This window comes from Giesbergeria giesbergeri (genome assembly GCF_054779375.1).
The window spans coordinates 192,287-214,659 of record NZ_BAAGYJ010000003.1; the positions used below are offsets into that span (position 1 = coordinate 192,287).

A 22,373-nucleotide genomic window follows, 5' to 3' on the forward strand; every position below is an offset into this window, starting at 1 on the left:
AGCCACTGGCTTTATCCCTCAAAAAAACAGGAGACAACCCTATGCCCACCCCATCCACTGACCAATCCCTGGCGCGCAGGGTGACACTTCTAGCGATTGGCATGATAGGGCTGGTGCTGGTGTTGGTGGCCCTGACCATCTCTATCCTGACTGAGCGTGAAACCCGTCAGCAGGTCTATCACACAGTACAAGACCGGGTAGACAACTTGGTGCAGGCGCTGGATGCGGTGGAGGAGACCAGCCGTGAAACCGTGGTGCGTGCCTTTCGCACCTTTCGCCAGTCCTTTCAACCCACCATGCGGTTGGTCGAGTCCAGTGGCGAGCTGCAAAGCTTTGGCGTGGCTGTCAACAACGATTTTGGTTTGTTAGACAAGTTCAGCCAAGACACTGGCGGTGTGGCAACCCTGTTTGCCCGCAAGGGGCAAGATTTTGTCCGTGTCACCACTTCGTTAAAGAACGACAAAGGCGAACGCGACCTGGGCACCTTGCTCGATCGTGCCAGCCCCGCCTATGCGCGTGCGCTGGCGGGGCAAGATTACACAGGCCGTGTCACACTGTTTGATAAGCCCTACATGACGCACTATTCCCCGGTCAAAGACGATTCGGGGGCTGTGGTGGGCATTGTCTTTGTCGGGCTGGATATTTCGGCGTTTCACCAGAATCTGGTCAAGGAAGTGCAGGACACCCACTTTTTTGACAATGGCGGTGTGTATGTAGTGCAGCCCGGCAAAACGGCAGAAGAAGCCCGCTTTGTCATTCACCCCACAGCCAGTGGCAAACCCGTCACTCAAGTCTATGCGCAAGCGGCGCCTTTTCTCCAGGCGCTCTCCCAAGCGCCACAACAACCATTGCATGAAGGCGTTTTGCCATTGCGCGGTGTAGAGCTAGACGACCCTTGGGTGCTGATGCGCCCAACCCAAACCCACGGCTGGTGGGTGGTGGCCGAAGTCTCTGATGTCCAGGCAATGGCTAGCCATCGCAAAGTGGTCTGGTTGGTTTGGCTGGTGTTGGCGCTGGCGGTGGCTGCATTGGGTCTGGGGTTGTTCTTTCTGCTGCGCCGCAGCATCAGCCATCCCCTGCAAGAGCTGGCCCACACCATTACTCTGGTGGCCCAAGGCGATCTGACCCACCCTTTTCGCAGCAGCCGCACCGATGAAATTGGTACGTTGGTGTATGAGATTGAAGGCATGCGCCAGCGGTATTTGCACATGCTGCAACAGGTGCGCCAGGCCGTCGACAGCATCTCTACCGCCAGTGCCGAAATTGCCAGCGGCAACCACGACCTCTCTCACCGTACGGAGCAAGCGGCCAGCAGCTTGCAACAGACGGCACAAAGCATGGAAGAGATCACTGCCACGGTGCGCCAGTCGGCCGATGCCGCACAACATGCCAATCAGATGGCTAGCTCGGCAGCTGTGGTCGCCACGCGCGGCGGTCAGGCCGTGGGCGAGGTGGTCTCTACCATGCACGATATTCACACCAGCTCACGTCAAATTGCCGATATTGTGGGCGTGATCGATGGCATAGCCTTTCAGACCAACATTTTGGCCCTCAATGCAGCGGTGGAAGCCGCCCGGGCTGGTGAGCAGGGCCGCGGGTTTGCCGTGGTGGCTTCGGAGGTGCGCAGTTTGGCCGGTCGCTCTGCCGAGGCGGCTAAGCAAATCAAGACCCTGATCGATACATCGGTGCAAAAAGTGGAGTCTGGCACCCGGCTGGTGCAACATGCAGGCAACACCATGCAGGAGATTGTGGACGCGGTACACCGTATGGGGGACACCATGGGCGAAATCAGCAGTGCTGCCGGTGAGCAGTCTGATGGTATTGCCCAGGTCAATATTGCGGTCAGTCAGCTTGACCAGATGACCCAACAAAACGCCTCGTTGGTGCAGGAGTCAGCCACAGCGGCCCACAGTCTGCGAGAGCAGGCACACCGCCTGCGTGATGCGGTGCAGGTGTTCAAACTGACTGAACAGTCGTCCCTGCCAGCCCTGCAAGCACCCAGCAGAGCCTGAGCAGGGTAGTGAGCGGCACGCCTTGGTGGGGGGTAAGACCACAGGCGGCCACTCAGGCCCGCTCTTAGAAGAAGCCCAGTTTCTTCTCGCTATAGCTCACCAGCAGGTTTTTGGTTTGTTGGTAGTGGTCTAGCATGACCTTGTGGGTCTCACGGCCAATGCCCGACTCCTTGTAGCCCCCAAAAGCGGCATGGGCGGGGTAGGCGTGGTAGCAGTTCGTCCACACGCGGCCCGCTTGAATGGCACGGCCCATGCGGTAGGCCAGATTGCCATTGCGCGTCCAAACGCCAGCGCCCAAACCGTAGGGGGTATCGTTGGCAATGGCGAGCGCCTCGGCTTCGTCCTTGAAGGTCGTGACGGCCAGCACCGGGCCAAAAATTTCTTCTTGGAAGATGCGCATCTTGTTGTGGCCCTTGAACAGCGTGGGCTGGATGTAGTAGCCACCGGCCAAGTCGCCTTCAAGCTCGGCGCGGGCACCACCGATCAGGCATTCGGCCCCTTCTTGGCGGCCAATTTCCAAATAAGACTGGATTTTTTCCATCTGCACCTGTGAGGCCTGCGCACCCATCATCGAGTTGGTATCGAGCGGGCTGCCTTGCTGGATAGCGGCCACGCGCTGCAATACGCGCTCCATAAAGCGGTCGTAGATGGATTCTTGAATCAGCGCCCGGCTGGGGCAGGTACACACTTCACCTTGGTTGAAGGCAAACAGCACCAAGCCTTCGATGGCCTTGTCCAGAAAATCATCGTCTTTGTCCATGATGTCGGCAAAGAAGATGTTGGGCGATTTGCCGCCCAGCTCCAGCGTGGCTGGAATCAGGTTTTGCGCGGCGGCTTGGGCAATCACACGGCCCGTGGCGGTCGAGCCAGTAAAGGCAATTTTGGCAATGCGCTTGCTGGTAGCCAAGGGCATACCGGCTTCGCGGCCCAAACCGTTGACGATATTCAACACGCCCGGTGGCAGCAGGTCGGCAATCAACTCGGCCAAAATCAGGATAGAAATGGGCGTGGACTCGGCGGGCTTGAGCACCACGCAGTTGCCTGCGCCCAGTGCTGGGGCCAGTTTCCAAGCGGCCATCAAAATCGGGAAGTTCCACGGGATGATTTGGCCCACGACGCCCAGTGGCTCGTGGATGTGGTAGGCCATCGTGTGTTCGTCAATCTCAGAGATGCCGCCTTCTTGCGAGCGCAGGCAACCGGCAAAATAGCGGAAATGGTCAATCGCCAGTGGCAGGTCGGCATTGAGCGTTTCGCGGATGGCCTTACCGTTGTCCACGGTTTCGGCGTAGGCCAGCAGCTCCAAATTTTGCTCTAGGCGGTCGGCAATCTTCAGCAGGATATTGGAGCGGGTTGCGGCATCGGTTTTGCCCCAGCTGGCAAAGGCGGCATGGGCGGCATCCAGTGCCAGATCAATGTCTTCTGCTGTGGAGCGCGCTGCCTGGGTGTACACCTGACCATTGATGGGTGTGACCACATCAAAATACAGGCCACCCACCGGAGCTTTCCATTGGCCGCCAATAAAGTTGTCGTAACGGGGCTTGTACTGAATCTTGGCGCCTTCGGCGCCGGGGGCTGCATAGATCATGGTCTTGTCTCCGTGAAAGTTCTGAACGGTTGCGCTGCCCGCAGGCAGTAGCACCGCCATGCCTTGCGCAAGACCTGTGCCAGCATGGGCCACTGCCACAGAAAGGCCACAAAACCTCGGGTATTCCCCCATGCAAGGGGCTGTATCTTGGCCCGAACTCGGGCTTTTTTCTGGGTGTGAGGTACCTGTCTACTGTCTGTGGTGGTGCCGTTGTCCACACCTGTTCCTGGACAGGTGTTCCAAAGTGCAACACCTGTCCGCAAGCTGGGTGTTTCCCAGATGCACAGGGGCGGCCATGCCCGATACACTGGCTCTCTCTTGCCCTATTCGCAGGCCGCCCTATCTGCTATCGGAGACACCCATGCGCGCCCCACCCCTGTTGCCCGCGACCTTGTTGCGCCAAGCCCGGCACCAATTGGTAGAAAGTGGCTGCTGCCCCCCAGACATGCTGGATGCACGGTTGGCGCGTTCTTGGCAGCGCAGTTTTTCGGCAGGCCTGCAACCCTTGGGCTGTGCTGCCGAACTTGACCCACTGCCCCCGCGCACGCTGCAACAGATGCAGGTGCAAAACCACGGCCTGATTCGCCACTCTTTGCCCATCATGGAATACCTGTTTGCCCAGGTGCGCCAGAGCCATAGCATGGTCATCTTGGCCGACAGCCAAGGAGTGTTGATGCACACCTTGGGTGATTTGGACTTTTTGAGCAAGGTTGAACGGGTGGCCTTGGCCTGTGGTGCTTCATGGCACGAAAGCCAGCGCGGCACCAATGCCATTGGCACGGCTCTGGCCGAAGTCGATGGCATTGAAGTCCATGGCGCCGAACACTATTTGGAGCGCAATGGCTTCCTGACCTGTGCGGCCGCTCCCATTCTTTCGGCCACAGGAGAGCTGGCGGGCATTTTGGACATTTCGGGAGACCAGCGCAGCCGCCATCCCCACACGTTGGGACTGGTGTCCACGGCGGCCCGCATGATCGAAAACAGTTTGCTGCTGTCGGGTTGCCAACACCACACAGTGTTGCAGCTGCATCCGCAGCCCGAGGGGTTGGGCACCATTGCCCAAGGCTTGATTGCGTTGTCTGATGCGGGCTGGTTGGTAGGGGCCAACCGGCCCGCGTTGCAGTTGTTGGGGCTCAGGGCTACTGCCTTGGGCAGCACATCGTGGGGCCAATGCTTTGCTACCGCCTTGCAGCAGGTGCATGGGCATCCACGCACAGCGGGTGGCCCCTTGCTGCTGCGCACAGGGGCCGGCCATTTGCTGTATGCCCAAGTGCAAGCACCCCGCAGCAATTTGTCGGTGCCTGTCACCCCAGCCCCAGCAGTCACTACTGCCGATGCTTTGGCCCAACGAGATACCGGCGATCTGCGTTGGCGCAATGCCGCCGACAAAGCGCGGCGCATGGCGGCCAAGTCTATTCCGCTGCTGGTATTGGGTGAGTCGGGCGTGGGCAAGGAGCTGTTTGCCAAGGCGGCCCATGAGGCATCGCCCCGGCGCGATGCCCCCTTTGTGGCTATCAACTGTGCTGCCTTGCCCGAGCACTTGATCGAATCAGAGCTGTTTGGCTATGCACCGGGGGCGTTTACAGGCGCTCGCAAACAAGGCTCTCCAGGGCGCTTGCGTCAGGCCCAAGGCGGCACCGTATTTTTGGACGAGATTGGCGACATGCCCTTGTCTTTGCAAACCCGGCTGTTGCGTGTGTTGCAGGAGCGCCAAGTAACGCCGCTGGGTTGTGGTGATCCTGTGGCAGTGGACTTTTGGCTGATTTGCGCCACCCACCAGCCTTTGCGGGCTGCAGTGGAACAGGGGCGTTTTCGCAGTGATTTGTACTACCGCATCAATGGCCTGACGGTGCAACTGCCTGCCTTGCGAGAACGCACAGATCTGCATGCACTGACACACCACCTGCTGGCCGAACTTGATGGCCCACCGGGCTTGCACCTAGACCCCACCTTGATGCAGGCATTGGCCCGCTACGACTGGCCCGGCAACTTGCGCCAATACAGCAATGTGCTGCGCACCGCTGTGGCCTTGTTGGAGCCGCACGAGCAGTGCATCTCTTGGAGCCACATGCCCGACGATGTGTTGCAAAGCCTACAGGTCTTGCAAGACAGCACCCCTACTCCTCCGCCACCGCCCTCCGTGTTGCCCGCTGCCAGCTTGCAGACACTGTCCCAACAGGCCATTGCGCAGGCTTTGCAGGCCCATCAGGGCAACGTTTCAGCGGCTGCGCGGCAATTGGGCATCAGCCGTCAAACACTTTACCGCCGCTTGCGAGAGCATGGACATTGACATCCTGGCTCAGCGTCGTGGTGGTGGGTCGGGAACAAAACGGCCTTCTCCCGGAAAGGGGTTGGGCTCTTGGGTTGCTGGATTGGGTTGCCAAATGTCTCGCAGGGCAATCCGGCGTCGCTCCAGTTGTGCCAAGCTGGCGTATTGAATCTGCAAGGTCTCGGCGGGGCGGCGACTGGCCCGCCGAAAATGCGTCTCCCGTACCGGCGAATGCACCTGCTCCCCATGCCCAGTGCCCATGTCTGAACGACTCTCGGCTGCAGGCGCTGGCGCCATAGGCGCACTCTTGGCACTGTCATGGCGTTGGTAGCGCGGCGGCGGTGGGGCAACTTCTTCAAAGACAGCAAAACCCAGCACCCCCGTGTTGCCTCCTTGGCCTGTGCGTTCGGCATACGAATCGTCGGGCGTGGTAAAGACAAACTGGGCCACCGTATCCAGCGACTTGCGCCAGCCCTCAATAAACACCGTGCTCTGTGGCTCGATGATGTAGCCGGTCTGCTCTGCGGCGGCAGGCTCGCCAGTGAGCACATTGAGGCCATCGACCGAAGCCACCACCAGCAAGCGGCCACCCGTATGGTTGCGTAACAGCAAGGCATAAGGCTGCCCATGTTCACCCCCCACATACCAGCGGCGCTGCTTCTGGAAAATAGGCAGGTTTTGGCTGCGGCGTTGGTGGCTCACCACCTCTACCGACAGCAATTGCCCTTGGGCTGTAGTCAGGGCATTACGGTATTGCACAGGTGCCGGACGATAGGCATGGGCCACAGAGCCCCATCCACCCCACAGACCCGCACTCAACCAAGCAAGACTTTGGCGACGCTGCATGAAAGATCCCCCAAAAAGTGACAGGAGGTTTTCAGTATAGGCAGCAGGGGGGCTGATGCACAGCCCCCTCCAGCCCCAGGGCACCCTTCAGGCTTGTGCCGGGTAGAACATCTGGCGTGTAGGCACTTGGGCCACTGCCTTGGCAATGGCACCAATATGGTCGGGCGTGGTGCCACAGCAACCCCCCACAATATTGACCAAGCCTTCGGCGGCAAATTCATGCACCAAGCGGCTGGTCACCTCGGGCGTTTCATCAAAGCCCGTATCGCTCATCGGGTTGGGCAGTCCAGCGTTGGGGTAGCAGCTGATAAAGGTATCTGGCGCAGCCCGGTTCAACTCTTGGATATATGGGCGCATCAGTGCAGCACCCAAGGCGCAATTGAGGCCCACCGCCAGTGGCTGCGCATGGCGCACGCTGTGCCAAAACGCTGTCACCGTTTGGCCCGACAAAATGCGCCCCGAGGCATCGGTCACGGTGCCACTGATGAGGATGGGCAGGCGCTCGCCCGTTTGCTCAAACGCCTCTTCAATGGCAAACAGTGCCGCTTTGGCATTCAGGGTGTCAAAGATAGTCTCTACCAGCAACACATCGGCACCGCCTTCTATCAGTGCCAGTGTCTGCTCGTAGTAAGCGGCCCGCAACTGTTCAAAATCTACATTGCGCGCGCCAGGATCGTTCACATCGGGGCTGATGCTGGCCGTTTTGGGTGTTGGCCCCAAGGCACCAGCCACAAACCGTGGGTGTTCAGGGGTACTGAATTTATCGCAAGCCGCACGCGCCAGTTGGGCCGAGCGCAGGTTCATCTCGTGGGCCAGTTCTGCCATGCCGTAGTCTTCTTGGGCAATGGTGGTGGCGCCAAAAGTGTTGGTCTCAATCAGATCTGCCCCGGCAGCCAAGTAGCGTTCATGGATGTCGCGAATCACATCGGGGCGGGTGAGCGAGAGCAGCTCATTGTTGCCCTTCACATCGCGTGCAAACGCCTTAAACCGCTCCCCGGCCCCATCTGGGCCACTGTAGCCTTCGCCCCGGTATTGGGCTTCGCCCAACTTAAAACGCTGGATCATGGTGCCCATGGCGCCATCCAAAATGACGATGCGTTGGGCCAAAAGGGCCGGAAGCTGGGCGGCACGGGTGTAGTGGGGTGCTTGCATGGGCAGATCGCAACAGAAAAATCAGGGTAAATAAAGGCCAGCAGCCCATAGGCTGCAAGCCACCGATTGTCCCTGCTTCGCTGCGCCCTTGTCTTGTGCAGGCTTAGCGCAGGCGAAACACGGCCAGCGTACGCCCCAATACCCCAGTGTTTTGGCTCATGGCTTGGGCGGTGGCTGCGGATTGTTCCACCAAGGCAGCGTTTTCTTGCGTGACCTGATCCAAGTTCATGACCGCCTCATTAATCTGTAGCAGCTCGTCAGATTGTTCTTTGGTCACGATCCCCATTTGGCCCATCAGGGCATTCACATGGGTCACTGACTCGACCACTTGGGCAATCGTCTCGCCCGCTGCTTGCATTTTTTCGGCCCCACGTTGGGTGTGTGCCCCCGATTCACTGATCAGGTTGCGAATTTCCCGTGCCGCTGTGGCGCTGCGCTGGGCCAACGCCCGTACCTCTCCTGCCACTACGGCAAACCCCCGGCCTTGTTCTCCTGCCCGTGCCGCTTCCACGGCGGCATTCAAGGCCAGAATATTGGTTTGAAACGCAATGCCTTCGATGGTGGAGATGATCTGCACCATCTGTTGTGATGACTGCGTGATGGATTGCACCACAGTGCTGATCTCGCCCACGGCTTGGCCGCCAATGCGGGCCAGTGTGGCACTGTGCTCGCTTTGCCGCAGCACCTCTTGGGCCGTTGCGTTGGACTGGCGCACCGTGCTGGCCAGCTCTTCCATGGTGGCTGCGGTTTGTTCCAGATTGCGGGCTTGGGCTTCCGTGCGCCGGGCCAGTTCTTGGGCGCCTTGGGCTACATCGTGGACGATATGACCAAAGCCGCTGATCTCGGCCCGTGCATCATGCACCACCGCCCACAGGTTCACCCGTATTTGCTGCAAACGTTCCATCAGCAAGGCCATCGGGTGGCGTCCATCGACCTGATGGTATTTGTCCGAAACGCTGCAACTGGCAATCTGGCTGGCCAGTCGGTTGGCATCGGCTACAGCCAGCGTAATGCGCCGGTGAAAGCGCCACAAAATCAGCGCCGCAATCACGGCCCCCAGCCCCCCTTGCAAAGCCAGTGCGGGCAGGCCTGTCCAATCCAAGGCCCAGGGTAGCAGTGGCAGTGCCAGCAGCAGCAACAGCATGGCCGCCAGACGTTGGGTGAAAGTGGCGCGCTGCATGCGTCCCACCCAGTCGCGCCAGCCATTCATGCGCACATGGCCCGAATGCAGCCGGAAGGTTTTCCGTCCGGATGCCCGCTCTTGGTGAATCCGGGCGTACAACGCTTGGGCTTTTTGCACTTCCTCGCGGGTGGGTTTCATGCGCACCGACATATAGCCCATCGGCTTGCCGTTTTCCATCAGTGGTGTGACGTGAGCGCGTACCCAATAAAAATCACCATCCTTGCGCCGGTTCTTCACCAGACCAATCCAGCTGCGTCCGTGGCCAATGGTGTTCCACATGTCCTTGAAGGCCTCTGGGGGCATGTCTGGGTGGCGCACAATGTTGTGCGGCTGGCCCATCAGCTCCTCCATTGAGAAGCCACTGACCCGGATAAAAGCGGCATTGCAATGGGTCAACCGTCCTTGCGGATCGGTGGTAGACATCAGAAACTCATCGCTGGAGTAGTCAAACTCCTGGTTGCTCACGGGCAAATTGGTACGCATTCTGGGGCAATCACTTGGCGAATCTTGATACAGCGCAGTAGATGCCAAAACGCCCACAGACCCCCTTGCCTCAGGGGACAATGACCATGTGAGCACTACGGCCTTTGATTCTATGAAGGAACCCAGACCAGTGTCTCACCTGATGGGGTTGAGATGTAACAATTTGCCGTGCCACCCACCAGCCCACACCCCCGTTGATGGCCTTTAACCCAGCCGAAACACGGCCAGCGTGCGCCCCAAAAAGCCAGAGTTCTGGCTCATGGCTTGGGCCGCTGCTGCCGACTCTTGCACCAATGCGGCATTTTGCTGTGTCACATGGTCTAAGTCGGTCACGGCATCATTCACCTGTGAAATCCCCAGTGCCTGTTCTTTGGCTGCCACGCCCATTTCATTGATCAGGGTGTTTACATGGGCCACCGATTGCACCACTTGGGCAATCGTTTCGCCTGCTGTGTCCATTTTTTCGGCCCCATGTCGGGTATGGGCGCCAGACTCACGGATCAACTCGCCAATTTCTCGGGCAGCTGTGGCGCTGCGTTGGGCCAGTGCCCGCACCTCGCTGGCGACCACGGCAAAGCCCCGGCCCTGCTCACCCGCGCGGGCGGCTTCTACCGCTGCGTTCAAAGCCAAAATATTGGTCTGGAAGGCAATGCCCTCAATGGTGGCAATGATTTGCCCCATTTTTTGTGATGATTGGGCTATGGATTGCACCACGGCACTGATCTCACTCACCGCCTCACCACCGTGGCGGGCCAAGGTTGCACTGTTCTCACTTTTCTGGAGCACCTCTTGCACCGTTTGTGCCGATTGGCGCACCGTGCTGGCCAGCTCTTCCATGGTTGCTGCGGTTTCTTCCAAACTGCTGGCTTGGGATTCAGTGCGCCGGGCCAACTCTTGTCCACCTTGGGCTATATCACTGGCAATATGACCAAATCCGTTGATTTCGGCCCTGGCATCGCCCACAATCGCGCGCAGATTCACTTGGATTTGCTGCAAACGCTCCATGAGCAGTGCCACGGGATGGCGGCCATCAATGCGGCGATAGGGGGCGGACAAACTACAGCCCGCAATGTCATTGGCAAGTTGGTGGGCATCGTTCAGCCCCTGTGTGATACGCCGGTGAAAGCGCCACAGTATCCAACCGCACAGCACGGCCCCTAGCCCGCTTTGCAAAACTACCGCCTCCAGTGTGCTCCAACCCAAAGCCCAAGGCAGCAAGGGCACAGCCAGCAAAGGCACCACCAGCATGGCGGCCAGGCGTTGGGTGAAAGTAGCACGCTGTAGGCGCCCCACCCAGTCGCGCCAGCCGTTCAAACGCACATGGCCTGAATGCAGCCTAAAGGTATGCCGCCCCGACTCCCGCTCTTGGCGGATGCGGGCGTACAACGCTTGGGCTTTTTGCACTTCCTCGCGGGTGGGCTTCATGCGCACCGACATATAGCCCATGGGCTTGCCGTTTTCCATCAGCGGCGTAACGTGGGCACGCACCCAGTAAAACGAACCATCCTTGCGCCGGTTCTTGACCAGGCCAATCCAACTACGGCCATTGCCAATGGTGTTCCACATGTCCTTGAAGGCCTCTGGAGGCATGTCTGGATGGCGCACCAAGTTGTGTGGTTGGCCCATCAACTCGTCCATCGAAAAGCCACTGACGCGGGCAAACGCAGCATTGCAATGTGTGATCCGACCTTGGGGGTCGGTGGTCGACATCAAAAATTCATCACTGGAGTAATCGAACTCCTGGTTGCTCACAGGCAAATTGGTACGCATTGTTAAGCTTTATCAGCGGGCTAATCTCAATGCGGAACAAGTAAATATGAAAACAATTGGAAACACTATTGCCCCCAGGGGCAATGACCTTGTGCAGAGCACTTGGTTCAATGTGGGGCAGGCAGTTTCAGTTCGACCTGTGCGCCGCCCTGTGGGTGGTTGGCAATCTCTAGCGTGCCCCCGTGGCGCTCGGCAATGGTTCGTGAAATGGAAAGTCCTAAGCCCAATCCATCGGCCTTGGTGCTAAAAAAAGGTTGACCCGCTTGGGCTATTGCCTCTAGGGTTAAACCGGGGCCGGTGTCGCAGAAATGCAACAGCATCCAGCCTGGCACGGGGGTTGCCGTCACTGTTATTTGGCGCGGCTCTGGTTGGCCCATCATGGCCTGAATGGCATTGCGGTACACATTGAGTACGATTTGCGAGAGTTGAATATCATCCCCTTGCACCCATACCGCTGTGGGGGGCAGTACAAAAGCAAACTCCACGTTGCACCGGCGGGCCTCGCAGGCCAACAGCTGCGCCACGTCTTGCACCAGCTGGCCCAATTCCACAGGTTTGTATTGCTCTGGCACGGGCCGGATAAAGCTGCGAATGCGCTCAATAATGTGGCTGGCCCGCTGGGTGTTGGCCTCAATGTGGTGCAACAGCTTGTGCAGTTGTGCTGTATCCAGACGGTTTTGTGCCAGCCCATGCAGGCCCATCTGGGCATCGAGCAAAATGGCCGTCAGGGGTTGGTTGAGTTCGTGCCCCAACGAGGCCGACATGGCACCTAGGCTGCGTTGGCGGTCAAGCTGGGCAATTTGGGCGCTCAACCGCTCGTTTTCTGCTCGTTTGGCGCGTTCTGCCGCTGTAGCCAAGTCATTGTGTCGGGCGCGCTCCAAAAAGATGCCAATAAAGCCCACACTGCCCACCACCGAGCTGATCAGACTGGCACCGATAGTGAATAAGCTGTCCCAGCCACCAAACAACGCATTGGGTTCGGAAACACCGTTCACCACTGCCAAACTGCGCAACACCAGCGCACTGCCCACCGCCAGATAGGTGCCTGCAACCCAGTGGGCGCTGCGCGAGGTCTCACGCCGCCCAATCTGCCAACACAGCAGGCTGATATAAAAGAAAGTAGCCGCTAAGGTGGTGGATGACCACAGAAAGCGCAGGGTTGGATACTCATCCAGTCCAAGCCGCAGGCATTCATATCCAATCACAAACCCTGCCCCTAGCCCTAGCAGCCATTGCCTGCGCCAGGGTGGGCGCTGTAGTTCATAAAGCAATGCTTGGGCACGCACCAGATTAGCCAAGAACATCAGCCCATTGGCCAAAGGGTAGGCCGCCCATTCTGCAATGTGTGGGCGCAACCCCAGCAGCACCACCCCCACACCAAACAGCGCACTGCCTGTACACCATAGCCACGCCGAACGTGAGCGCAGGCCCGACAGCACGGCCCAGGCCACCGTAGGCATGACCAAATACATCAGACCCACCAGCAGGTAAGCCGTTGGCAGATTGAACATGCGCAGGAGGCTCTAGCGTTACAGGCTTTGGTCTGGCAGGTCGCGCATCTTCTCGGCCAGCTCTAGCAGCGAGGTGGCACCCATCTTGTCCATCACCCGCGCGCGATGCACCTTGACGGTTTTCAGGCTGCACTGAAAGTGGTCGGCAATTTCTTTGTTCATCAGCCCCTTCACCACCAATTGGCAGATAGCCCGTTCGCGGGGCGTCAAACTCTCGTAGCTGCGCTGCACATCCATCGTGTCGCGGTAGGTCTTGAACTGCTCGCGGTCACGGGCCATCGCCTGTTGGATGGCCCGCAGCAGGTCATCCATATTGAAGGGCTTGAGCAGAAAATCAATGGCGCCCCCCTTGAAGGCATCAATCACTTCCTGCGTTTGGCTCTCCCCCGAGATAAACACAATGGGCGTGCTGCGCCCCAGCCGCAGCAATTCGTGTTGCAGAGCCAACCCGTTCATTTGTGGCATGCGCATGTCCAAGAGCAACACCGCCGGTGCAATCGGCAGTGAGTGCTCCAGAAAAGCCTGCGGTGAGGTGTAGGACTCTACGCTGTAGTCCAGATACTCCAACATCCGCGACAACGAAGCGCGCACCGCCACATCGTCGTCCACCAAATAAATATGGCCTTGAATGCCCATTACCCCGCCAATACCGGAAATAGTTTGACCAAACCCAGGGCCATCACCTCGACCGACAGTGCCGCCAAGATCAACCCCATGATGCGTGTCATCACATTGATACCTGTTTGGCCTAACACCCTGGCAATGGGTTGGGCCAGCGAAAAGCACAGATAAGTGGCGGCGGCAATCACCAAGCCATAGCCCACCAATGCTGTGTGTTGCCAAAAGGTTTGCGCCCTATCGGCATAAATCACCACGGTTGACATGGTGGCTGGGCCTGTCAGCAGTGGAATAGTCAGTGGCACCACGGCGATGCTGGCGCCAGCGGCGGCTTTTTCCGCCCCTGCCTCTAATTCATTGGCATGGGGTTTGGCCTCGGCAGGTTGGGCGTTGAGCATGTTCATGGCACTGCTCAACAGCAGCAGCCCACCACCTACCTGAAAGCTTTGCAAAGAGATGCTGAAGAACTCCAAAATCTAGAGGCCCAGCAAGGCGCAGGTTGCAATCACGCAAAATACACTGAATGCGGCTACCTGAATGGTGCGCTGGCGTTGTGGTGCCGAAAAGCCGTGGGTGTAGTGGATAAAGAATGGCACGATGGCCAATGGATTGACCACAAACAACAGGGTGAAAAGTGGCTTCAAGTCCATGCACTCTCCTGGTAAGGCGAGATCGTCTGGGCTTGGAGGTGTGCAAGCGCAGGGGTGGATAGCAACATGCTTTTCCTACAAGACATAGGACAACCCGCCAGTGTGCCGTATTCAATCATCTGGCTGCTGTATTTTTCTCTTTTCTCTTTGATTTAGAACAGAAAGTCTTCACTTATGCAAAGTCAATGGATCGCACTGGAATCAAATGATGGCTTCCACTGCCCTGCTTGGGAGGCTACGCCTACTGGCATGCCCCGTGCGGCAGTGGTGGTATTGCAGGAAATCTTTGGTGTCAACAGCCACATCCGTGCCGTGACCGAACGTTTTGCTGCCAGGGGCTATTTGGCCGTGGCTCCGGCACTTTTTTCCCGTGTCCAACCCGATGTGGATTTGGGTTATGGCCCAGATGCCATGCAAACGGGTATAGCCCTCAAGACCGCGACAGAGCAATTGCCTGGTGTGGGCGTTTTGGCCGACATTCAAGCCGCTATTGACCATGCTGCTGCCCGCAGTGGCCGTCCGGTCGGTGTAGTCGGTTTTTGTTGGGGAGGATTGATGGCTTGGCGTGCTGCCTCGGCACTGGACGGGCTGTCGGCTGCGGTCAGTTATTACGGCGGTGGCATGACGAGCTTGGCCGAAATGGCCCGTCAGCCGCGTTGCCCCGTGCTGGCCCATTTTGCCCGCCAAGACCGTTGGATTCCTTTAGAAGGTGTGCAGCTTTTTGCGGCCCAGCACCCCGAGGTGCAATCGCATGTCTACGATGCTGACCACGGCTTCAACTGCGACCAGCGTGCTGCCTACGATGATGCAGCCGCAGTCAGTGCGCGCAACCGAACGCTGGCCTTTTTTGAGCAGCACCTGTCTTGATGTAGGGGGCGCAGTGTGCCGTGGCGTTCAGTGCATAGGCTCTCTGGGGGTGTTTGCCAAATAGCGTTTGCGCCAAAAAAAGACAATCAAAGATAAAGCCATGACCAACATGGCCCCCATGGCCCACCAAAAGCCGTGTTGTCGGTGAATCAGGGGTAAGAATTCGAAGTTCATACCAAAGATGCCTGCAATCAGGTTCAGCGGCAAAAAAACGGCCGTCAAGGCTGTCAGGGTGCGCATGATGTCGTTGGTGCGGTTGCTTTGCACTGAAAAGTGCATTTGCACCGTGGTTTCAGTGCTTTGTTCTAAGCGGCGCACATGGTGCACCACGCGCTCAATGTGTTCCAGCACGTCACGGCTGCGCACCTGTAGCAAATCACGTTCGCGCAGTTCTGCCGCTGTGGCGGGGGCAGGCCAGGTTTGCAGGGCATCAATCCAGTCTTGTATGGCGCTGCGTTGGTCTTCGCAGATTTCATCCAAGTGGTGCAGTGCCAACCGGGTGTCCAGCAGGGCATTCCAATTGACAAATCGGGTGCGGGGTTTGAGGAGCTCACTTTGCCAGTGGTCGAGCTGGCGTGTCAGTTCACGGCGCAAATCCAGATAACCATCCACCATCAGATTCACCAGCCGCAGCATCAGGTCTGCTGTACCGGTGGGGAGCCGTGTTCCTTGTCCAGCACCCACGATGCGCCCATCGGATGTTTCAACCCCCATCGTGGCGGCCGTGGCTAACAAGCGAGCAGCATAGGCCTCACGCACCGAGCAATCGTTTGGGTGTACCGTGAGAACGATTTGATCAAACACAGCAAACCCCACTGGGTTGGTGTCGATACGGCGCAAGACCGGAGGGCCGTTGTGTTTACGTGGCGGAGATGAGGGCGTGTCAGGCTGGCTACTAGGCACTGTGGAACTTGCCGAAGCCAAACGGCGAAACACCAGCAGATCGTATTGTGATGTGTAGTCATAATGCGATGGCAGCTGAGGATTGAGCAGGTCAGAGATGTGCAACTCCACCAGCTGAATGCCTGTCAGGCTCTGCAACATGTGCTGGATACCCGACAACTGGCTCTGAAACGCTGGCCGGGCACAGGCCACCCAGAAAAAACCTTGAGCGGGAAGCTGTGTGGGCAAAGACTCCAGCTCCCGAACGCCCCCTGCATGAAGGTGAAAGATCCGCATAGCACTTGTGTGGGAATAGAACAATGCCTCCAACGCCAGTACAGCTTTGGAGGCATTTGCAGAGCAGAAGCCTGCCACAGGCAGACAGCCTGTAGGCGATGGGGGGACAAAAAATCAGTTGCGCACTTGATTCAGCAAGGTAGCCGCATCGCTCACGGCCAATTTGCCACCCTCTTCTACATTGAGCTGGACCACTTGGCCATCCTTGACCAGCATGGAATAGCGATTGCTGCGCAAGCCCAAGCCCTTGCCCGTCAAATCCAGTGTCAGGCCGGTGGCCTTGGTAAAGATGGCATCGCCATCGGCCAGCATCCGCACCGCGCCAGCGGTTTTTTGGTCACGCGCCCAAGCTCCCATCACGAAGGCATCATTGACTGCAATGCACCAAATTTCGTCTACACCTGCAGCCTTGAACGCTGCTGCTTGGGCCACAAAGCCAGGCACATGCTGTGCCGAGCAGGTGGGGGTAAAAGCACCAGGAACCGCAAAAATAGCAATGGTCTTGCCTGCTGTCGCCTTTTGCACATCGACCGCGTTGGGGCCAAGGCTACAGCCATTGCCCTCCACTTCGATGTATTCCATCAGGGTGGCTGCGGGCAGGGTGTCTCCAACTTTGATCATGTGATGCTCCAAAAAGAAAAACGACCCACATTGTGGGTCGTTTTGGGCAGCTATGCTGGCTGATGGGCGCTTAGGCTTACAGCAAACCAGCCTTTTGTACCAAGCGGGTAGCAACCCAGTTCTTGGTCTTGGACAGAGGACGGCTTTCGGTGATCTCGATCACGTCGCCGACATGGTACTCATTGTTCTCGTCGTGCGCGTGGTACTTGCTCGACTTACCAACAATCTTGCCATACAACTCATGGATGACACGACGCTCGACCAGCACGGTCACGGTCTTGGCACGCTTGTCGCTGACCACCTTGCCAATCAAGGTGCGCTTGAGGGATTTTTTAGCTTCCGTCATGTGGGCTCCTTACTTGGCGGCTTGCTTTTCAGCAAGAATGGTCTTGGCACGGGCGATGGCACGGCGCGTGGCGCTCAGGGTGCCTGTGTTGCCCAGCTGTTGGGTTGCCTTTTGCATACGCAGGCCGAAATGGGCTTTTTGCAAAGCCTTGATTTCTTCCTTGATACCGGCAACGTCTTTTTGGCGCAGTTCAGTAGTATTCATATCAGTTTCTCCTGAAATCACTGGCCAACCATGCGTGCCACGAAAGTGGTACGCAGGGGCAGCTTGGCAGCTGCCAGACGGAAGGCTTCGCGGGCGAGTTCTTCGGGCACGCCGACGATCTCGAACACAATCTTGCCGGGCTGGATTTCGGCCACGTAGTACTCAGGGTTACCCTTACCGTTACCCATACGCACTTCGGCGGGCTTGGTAGAAATGGGTTTGTCTGGGAACACGCGGATCCAGATGCGGCCACCACGCTTAACGTGACGGGAAATCGCACGACGTGCCGATTCGATTTGGCGCGCAGTCAAGCGGCCACGGTCGGTACACTTCAGGCCGAAGTCGCCAAAGGCCACGCTGTTGCCACGGGTGGCAACACCGGTGTTACGGCCTTTTTGCTCCTTGCGGTATTTGCGGCGAGCAGGTTGCAGCATGTTTTATTCTCCTTTTCCGTCCGCTGCTGTAGCGGGCGCGTCTGTTTTACGAACGCGCTTAACGGCATCGGCACCAGCACCGGCGGGTTTGTCGCTGCCATCGGCAGGGGCGGCATTGCTACCGGTAGGGCGGCGGCCACCACGGCCTGCACCGGCACGGTCGCCACCGGGGCGGCCATCACGGCGGGGGCCACGTGGGCGACGCTCTTCTTCGGGGCGGGGTGTCTCGACAGCGGGCAGGTCATTGCGGCCTAAGGTATCACCCTTGTAAACCCAGACCTTCACGCCGATCACACCATAGGTGGTCTTGGCTTCGGAAGTGCCGTAATCGATGTCAGCGCGCAGGGTGTGCAGTGGCACACGGCCTTCGCGGTACCACTCGGTACGGGCGATTTCGATACCGTTCAGGCGGCCCGACGACATGATCTTGATGCCCAAGGCGCCCAGACGCATGGCGTTCTGCATAGCGCGCTTCATGGCACGGCGGAACATAATGCGCTTTTCGAGCTGTTGGGTGATCGAGTCAGCGATCAGCTTGGCATCGATTTCGGGCTTGCGCACTTCTTCGATGTTCACAGCCACTGGCACGCCCAGGCGAACGGCGAGTTCCTTCTTCAGGTTCTCGATGTCTTCACCCTTCTTGCCGATCACCACGCCCGGACGAGCCGAGTAAATGGTGATGCGGGCGTTTTTGGCGGGGCGCTCGATCAGGATACGCGAGACCGATGCGTTTTTGAGCTTGGCCTTCAGGTACTCACGCACCTTGATGTCTTCAGCCAGCATGCCAGCGAAGTCACGGTTGCTGGCGTACCAGCGGCTTGCCCAGTTACGGCTGACCGCCAGGCGGAAGCCGGTAGGATGGATTTTCTGTCCCATAGTCTTCCTTGGCCTCAGTTGCCAACCGTCACGTACACATGGCACGTGGGTTTGCTGATGCGGTTGCCGCGACCTTTGGCGCGCGCGGTGAAGCGCTTGAGCGTGGTGCCTTGTTCGACGTAGATGGTCTTGACCTTCAATTCGTCGATGTCAGCACCATCATTGTGTTCTGCATTGGCAATGGCCGATTCCAGAACCTTCTTGACGATGCCAGCAGCTTTTTTCTGCGTGAATGTCAGGATGTTCAGGGCTTGGTCCACTTTCTTGCCGCGAATCAAATCGGCGACCAGACGGCCCTTGTCCACCGACAGACGGACGCCCCGGAGGACTGCACGTGTTTCAGACATGGTCGTTCCTTATTTCTTCTGGACTTTTTTGTCCGCGGGGTGACCCTTGAAGGTGCGCGTCAGGGCGAATTCGCCCAGCTTGTGGCCCACCATCTGGTCGGTGACATACACCGGCACGTGTTGCTTGCCGTTGTGCACAGCGATGGTCAGACCGATGAACTCGGGCAGAACCATAGAGCGACGCGACCAGGTCTTCACTGGCTTCTTGTCCTTGGTGGCAATGGCTTTTTCGACCTTGGCCAGCAAGTGATGGTCAACAAACGGACCCTTTTTGAGAGAGCGAGTCATTTGCTACCCCTTACTTCTTACGACGCGACACAATCATGTTTTGTGTGCGCTTGTTGTTGCGGGTGCGATAACCCTTGGTCAGATTGCCCCAAGGATCGACAGCATGACGGCCTTCACCCGTACGACCTTCACCACCACCGTGGGGGTGATCGACAGGGTTCATGGCCACGCCGCGCACTGTTGGGCGAATACCCATCCAGCGTTTGACGCCAGCCTTGCCCAGTTGGCGCAGGCTGTGCTCTTCGTTGGCAACTTCACCGATGGTGGCGCGGCACTCGATGTGAATCTTGCGCACTTCACCCGAGCGCATACGCACTTGGGCATAGGTGGTTTCACGGGCCAGCAGAGTGGCCGAAGCACCAGCCGAGCGGGCGATTTGCGCACCGGCACCGGGCTTGAGCTCGATGCAGTGGATGGTCGAACCCACGGGGATGTTGCGGATGGGCAGGGTGTTGCCAGCGCGGATAGGCGCTTCGGAGCCGGACATGAGCGTGCTGCCCACTTCCAGACCACGGGGAGCGATGATGTAACGACGCTCACCATCGGCATAGCACACCAAAGCGATGTGGGCCGTGCGGTTGGGGTCGTACTCAATGCGCTCTACCTTGGCGGCAATGCCATCCTTGTTGCGCTTGAAGTCCACCACGCGGTAGTGGTGCTTGTGACCACCGCCCTTGTGGCGTGTGGTGATGTGACCGTTGTTGTTACGGCCAGCCTTTTGGTGCTGGGGTTCCAGCAGCGGGGCGTAGCCGTCACCCTTGTACAGGTGGTCACGGGTAACCTTCACCACAGCACGTTGGCCGGGCGAGGTGGGTTTCATTTTGATGACTGCCATGATTAAGCGGCCTCCCCGGACAGGTTCAGCTCTTGACCGGGCTTGAGCGTCACATAGGCCTTGCGCACATTGTCGCGACGGCCGATGGTCTTGCCAAAACGCTTGGTCTTGCCTTTGGTATTAACCACAGACACGCCCTTGACCTCAACCTTGAACATCAATTCCACAGCGGCCTTGATTTCGGGTTTGGTAGCGTTCTGCAGCACCTTGAATGTCACAGCATTGGACTTTTCTGCAACCATGGTGGCCTTTTCGGACACGATGGGAGCAACCAGCACCTGCATCAGACGACCTTCGTCAAACTTGGGGCTACTCATGCGAACATCTCCTTGAGCTTGTCGATTGCGCCCTTGGTGACGATGACCTTCTTGTAATGCACCAGCGACACGGGATCGGCATAACGAGGCTCGACCACGAGCACGTTGGCCAGATTGCGCGAAGCCAGGTACAGGTTTTCGTCAACTTCTTCAGAAATGACCATGACCGATTGCAGGTTCATGGCCTTGAACTTGTCGGCCAGCACCTTGGTCTTGGGCGATTCGAGCTTGAGCGAATCGACCACAGCCAGGCGGCCTTCACGAGCCAACTGCGAGAAGATGGTGGCCATGCCAACGCGATACATCTTCTTGTTGATCTTCTGGGTGAAGTTTTCGTCGGGCATGTTCGGGAAAATCCGACCGCCCCCACGCCACAGTGGCGAGGAAGTCATACCAGCACGCGCGTTGCCAGTACCCTTTTGCTTAAAGGGCTTCTTGGTGGAGTGACGAACCTGTTGGCGGTCTTTTTGAGCACGGGTGCCCTGACGGCCATTGGCGCGGTAAGCCACAACAATCTGGTGTACCAGATCTTCGTTGTAAGGACGATCAAACACGGTTTCGGGGGCATCAAACTTGGATGCGGCCTGACCTTGATCATTCAGGAGTTCGAGCTGCATTAGTTCGCTCCTTTGGCAGCGGTGGCCTTGACAGCGGGACGCACGGTCACGAACCCACCCTTAGAGCCGGGAATGGCGCCCTTGATCAAGAGCAGTTGACGCGCTTCGTCGATGCGAATGACATCGAGGTTTTGCGTGGTCTTGGTGACGTCACCGAGGTGACCCGTCATGCGCTTACCGGGGAACACGCGACCGGGGTCTTGTGCCATACCGATAGAGCCGGGCACGTTGTGCGAACGGCTGTTACCGTGCGAAGCACGTTGCGAGGCCATGTTGTGGCGCTTGATGGTACCGGCGTAGCCCTTACCGATGGAAGTGCCCTGCACGTCCACTTTTTGGCCTACGGTAAACACATCAGTGACCGGCACGGCAGCACCGGCGGCATACTTGCCAGCGGTTTCAGCGGTAACGCGGAATTCTTTGATGATTTCGCCAGCTTCGACACCGGCTTTGGCCAAGTGGCCAGCTTCTGGCTTAGTGACACGCGAAGCTTTGCGCGCGCCAAAAGTGACTTGCAAAGCCACATAGCCATCGTTCTCTTGGGTTTTAACCTGGGTCACGCGGTTGTTGGACACATCCACCACTGTGACGGGCACTGCGTCCCCATCATCAGTGAACAGACGCATCATGCCCACCTTGCGGCCCAGCAACCCCAGGGAGTTGCTCAGACTCATTTGTTTCTCCAAAACTTCCACCGCCGCGACTTCAATTGGCCTTGGCGTTGCACACAAGTGCATGAAAGACGGTTGATAAAACTCCGCCCTTTGCGCAATGCAAAGGGCGAAGCCGCAAAGTATAGCGCGAACTGCTTTTGCAAGCAAGTTCGCGCTATGGCTTCACGGGTTCGGCGCATATTGCGCCGAAGGGCGTTGCTTATTGCAGCTTGATTTCGACGTCCACGCCAGCAGGCAGGTCGAGCTTCATCAGCGCGTCCACGGTCTTGTCGGTAGGATCGACAATGTCCATCAGGCGTTGGTGGGTGCGGATTTCAAACTGGTCGCGGCTGGTCTTGTTGACGTGGGGCGAACGCAGAATGTCGAAACGCTTCATGCGGGTCGGCAGGGGTACGGGGCCCTTGACGATAGCGCCAGTGCGCTTGGCAGTGTCAACGATTTCGGCGGCAGACTGATCGATCAGTTTGTAATCGAAAGCCTTCAGACGGATGCGGATCTTTTGCTTGGACATGGTTATCTTCCTTGTGCTTGCAATGATTACGCGAGGATCTTGGCAACCACACCAGCGCCGACGGTACGACCGCCTTCGCGGATAGCGAAGCGCAGACCTTCTTCCATAGCGATGGGGTTGATCAGCTTGACCGTGATTGACACGTTGTCACCAGGCATCACCATTTCTTTGCCTTCGG

Annotated in this window: 24 protein-coding genes and 1 pseudogene; 3 read left to right on the forward strand and 22 right to left on the reverse strand. The window is 58.1% G+C overall.

Translation table 11 applies throughout. From position 1 onward, the window contains the following. Positions 1 to 41 precede the first annotated feature (41 nt). Complete coding sequence (locus ACYVB2_RS08845; protein ID WP_382431831.1) at positions 42 to 2,012, forward strand: methyl-accepting chemotaxis protein; 1,971 nt, start codon at positions 42 to 44, stop codon at positions 2,010 to 2,012. Positions 2,013 to 2,076: 64 nt separating this feature from the next. Here ACYVB2_RS08845 and exaC read toward each other — a convergent pair whose 3' ends face one another. Further along, entirely contained in the window at positions 2,077 to 3,597 is a 1,521-nt protein-coding gene (exaC, locus tag ACYVB2_RS08850) for an acetaldehyde dehydrogenase ExaC (protein WP_382431829.1), read from the reverse strand. Positions 3,598 to 3,958: 361 nt separating this feature from the next. Here exaC and ACYVB2_RS08855 point away from each other — a divergent pair, with 361 nt between their 5' ends. Then, complete coding sequence (locus tag ACYVB2_RS08855; RefSeq protein ID WP_382431827.1) at positions 3,959 to 5,887, forward strand: sigma-54-dependent Fis family transcriptional regulator; 1,929 nt, start codon at positions 3,959 to 3,961, stop codon at positions 5,885 to 5,887. A 9-nt stretch (positions 5,888 to 5,896) separates the two neighbouring features. On the opposite strand, the gene ACYVB2_RS08860 is transcribed toward ACYVB2_RS08855, so the two are convergent. The 7 genes and pseudogenes from ACYVB2_RS08860 to ACYVB2_RS08890 all read right to left on the reverse strand — a co-directional run bounded on the left by ACYVB2_RS08860 (position 5,897) and on the right by ACYVB2_RS08890 (position 14,079). Next, on the reverse strand, positions 5,897 to 6,712 hold the full coding sequence (locus ACYVB2_RS08860) for a hypothetical protein (RefSeq protein ID WP_382431825.1): 816 nt from the start codon (positions 6,710 to 6,712) through the stop codon (positions 5,897 to 5,899). A gap of 87 nt (positions 6,713 to 6,799) precedes the next feature. Further along, positions 6,800 to 7,864 (reverse strand): homocysteine S-methyltransferase family protein, encoded by a 1,065-nt coding sequence (locus ACYVB2_RS08865; RefSeq protein WP_382431823.1) that lies wholly within the window; start codon positions 7,862 to 7,864, stop codon positions 6,800 to 6,802. Between the two features lie 103 nt (positions 7,865 to 7,967). Beyond that, positions 7,968 to 9,530, reverse strand: a complete 1,563-nt coding sequence (locus tag ACYVB2_RS08870; protein WP_382431821.1) for a methyl-accepting chemotaxis protein — start codon at positions 9,528 to 9,530, stop codon at positions 7,968 to 7,970. A 204-nt stretch (positions 9,531 to 9,734) separates the two neighbouring features. Next, positions 9,735 to 11,300, reverse strand: a complete 1,566-nt coding sequence (locus ACYVB2_RS08875) for a methyl-accepting chemotaxis protein (RefSeq protein ID WP_382431819.1) — start codon at positions 11,298 to 11,300, stop codon at positions 9,735 to 9,737. A 107-nt stretch (positions 11,301 to 11,407) separates the two neighbouring features. Continuing rightward, entirely contained in the window at positions 11,408 to 12,811 is a 1,404-nt protein-coding gene (locus ACYVB2_RS08880) for a sensor histidine kinase (protein WP_460536196.1), read from the reverse strand. An 18-nt stretch (positions 12,812 to 12,829) separates the two neighbouring features. Next, the gene (locus tag ACYVB2_RS08885; protein WP_382431815.1) at positions 12,830 to 13,447 is read right to left on the reverse strand and encodes a response regulator transcription factor; all 618 of its coding nucleotides are present in this window, start codon (positions 13,445 to 13,447) and stop codon (positions 12,830 to 12,832) included. Further along, a pseudogene (locus ACYVB2_RS08890) lies at positions 13,447 to 14,079 on the reverse strand (MarC family protein). The gene ACYVB2_RS08885 and the pseudogene ACYVB2_RS08890 overlap by 1 nt, the downstream one beginning before the upstream one ends. 174 nt (positions 14,080 to 14,253) lie before the next feature. Between ACYVB2_RS08890 and ACYVB2_RS08895 the strand changes: the two are divergent. Beyond that, on the forward strand, positions 14,254 to 14,946 hold the full coding sequence (locus ACYVB2_RS08895; protein WP_382431811.1) for a dienelactone hydrolase family protein: 693 nt from the start codon (positions 14,254 to 14,256) through the stop codon (positions 14,944 to 14,946). A 27-nt stretch (positions 14,947 to 14,973) separates the two neighbouring features. Here the strand turns inward: ACYVB2_RS08895 and ACYVB2_RS08900 are convergent, their stop codons facing one another. The 14 genes from ACYVB2_RS08900 to ACYVB2_RS08965 all read right to left on the reverse strand — a co-directional run. Beyond that, complete coding sequence (locus ACYVB2_RS08900) at positions 14,974 to 16,125, reverse strand: magnesium transporter CorA family protein (protein ID WP_382431809.1); 1,152 nt, start codon at positions 16,123 to 16,125, stop codon at positions 14,974 to 14,976. Positions 16,126 to 16,239: 114 nt separating this feature from the next. Next, entirely contained in the window at positions 16,240 to 16,746 is a 507-nt protein-coding gene (locus tag ACYVB2_RS08905) for a peroxiredoxin (RefSeq protein WP_382431807.1), read from the reverse strand. 76 nt (positions 16,747 to 16,822) lie between these two features. Further along, the gene (rpsQ, locus tag ACYVB2_RS08910) at positions 16,823 to 17,092 is read right to left on the reverse strand and encodes a 30S ribosomal protein S17 (protein ID WP_382431805.1); all 270 of its coding nucleotides are present in this window, start codon (positions 17,090 to 17,092) and stop codon (positions 16,823 to 16,825) included. A 9-nt stretch (positions 17,093 to 17,101) separates the two neighbouring features. Then, positions 17,102 to 17,296, reverse strand: coding sequence for a 50S ribosomal protein L29 (gene rpmC / locus ACYVB2_RS08915; protein WP_382431803.1), 195 nt, complete (start codon positions 17,294 to 17,296; stop codon positions 17,102 to 17,104). Between the two features lie 17 nt (positions 17,297 to 17,313). Beyond that, complete coding sequence (gene rplP / locus ACYVB2_RS08920) at positions 17,314 to 17,730, reverse strand: 50S ribosomal protein L16 (protein WP_382431801.1); 417 nt, start codon at positions 17,728 to 17,730, stop codon at positions 17,314 to 17,316. Between the two features lie 3 nt (positions 17,731 to 17,733). Next, positions 17,734 to 18,606 (reverse strand): 30S ribosomal protein S3, encoded by an 873-nt coding sequence (gene rpsC / locus ACYVB2_RS08925; protein WP_382431800.1) that lies wholly within the window; start codon positions 18,604 to 18,606, stop codon positions 17,734 to 17,736. A gap of 14 nt (positions 18,607 to 18,620) precedes the next feature. Then, the gene (gene rplV / locus ACYVB2_RS08930) at positions 18,621 to 18,953 is read right to left on the reverse strand and encodes a 50S ribosomal protein L22 (protein WP_005796970.1); all 333 of its coding nucleotides are present in this window, start codon (positions 18,951 to 18,953) and stop codon (positions 18,621 to 18,623) included. Positions 18,954 to 18,962: 9 nt separating this feature from the next. After that, positions 18,963 to 19,241 (reverse strand): 30S ribosomal protein S19, encoded by a 279-nt coding sequence (rpsS, locus tag ACYVB2_RS08935; RefSeq protein ID WP_024813777.1) that lies wholly within the window; start codon positions 19,239 to 19,241, stop codon positions 18,963 to 18,965. A gap of 10 nt (positions 19,242 to 19,251) precedes the next feature. Then, a complete protein-coding gene (gene rplB / locus ACYVB2_RS08940) occupies positions 19,252 to 20,076 on the reverse strand; it encodes a 50S ribosomal protein L2 (RefSeq protein WP_382431796.1) in 825 nt (274 codons plus the stop codon). A 2-nt stretch (positions 20,077 to 20,078) separates the two neighbouring features. Beyond that, positions 20,079 to 20,393: a 50S ribosomal protein L23 gene (gene rplW, locus ACYVB2_RS08945; protein ID WP_382431794.1), complete on the reverse strand. Its 315-nt coding sequence runs from the start codon at positions 20,391 to 20,393 to the stop codon at positions 20,079 to 20,081. Further along, a complete protein-coding gene (rplD, locus tag ACYVB2_RS08950) occupies positions 20,390 to 21,010 on the reverse strand; it encodes a 50S ribosomal protein L4 (RefSeq protein ID WP_382431792.1) in 621 nt (206 codons plus the stop codon). The genes rplW and rplD overlap by 4 nt, the downstream gene beginning before the upstream one ends. Then, positions 21,010 to 21,684: a 50S ribosomal protein L3 gene (gene rplC, locus ACYVB2_RS08955; protein WP_382431791.1), complete on the reverse strand. Its 675-nt coding sequence runs from the start codon at positions 21,682 to 21,684 to the stop codon at positions 21,010 to 21,012. The genes rplD and rplC overlap by 1 nt, the downstream gene beginning before the upstream one ends. A 199-nt stretch (positions 21,685 to 21,883) precedes the next feature. Further along, complete coding sequence (rpsJ, locus tag ACYVB2_RS08960) at positions 21,884 to 22,195, reverse strand: 30S ribosomal protein S10 (protein WP_003059431.1); 312 nt, start codon at positions 22,193 to 22,195, stop codon at positions 21,884 to 21,886. A gap of 26 nt (positions 22,196 to 22,221) precedes the next feature. Then, the coding region (locus tag ACYVB2_RS08965) for an EF-Tu C-terminal domain-related protein (RefSeq protein WP_460536226.1) at positions 22,222 to 22,373 on the reverse strand (152 nt) is incomplete at its 5' end.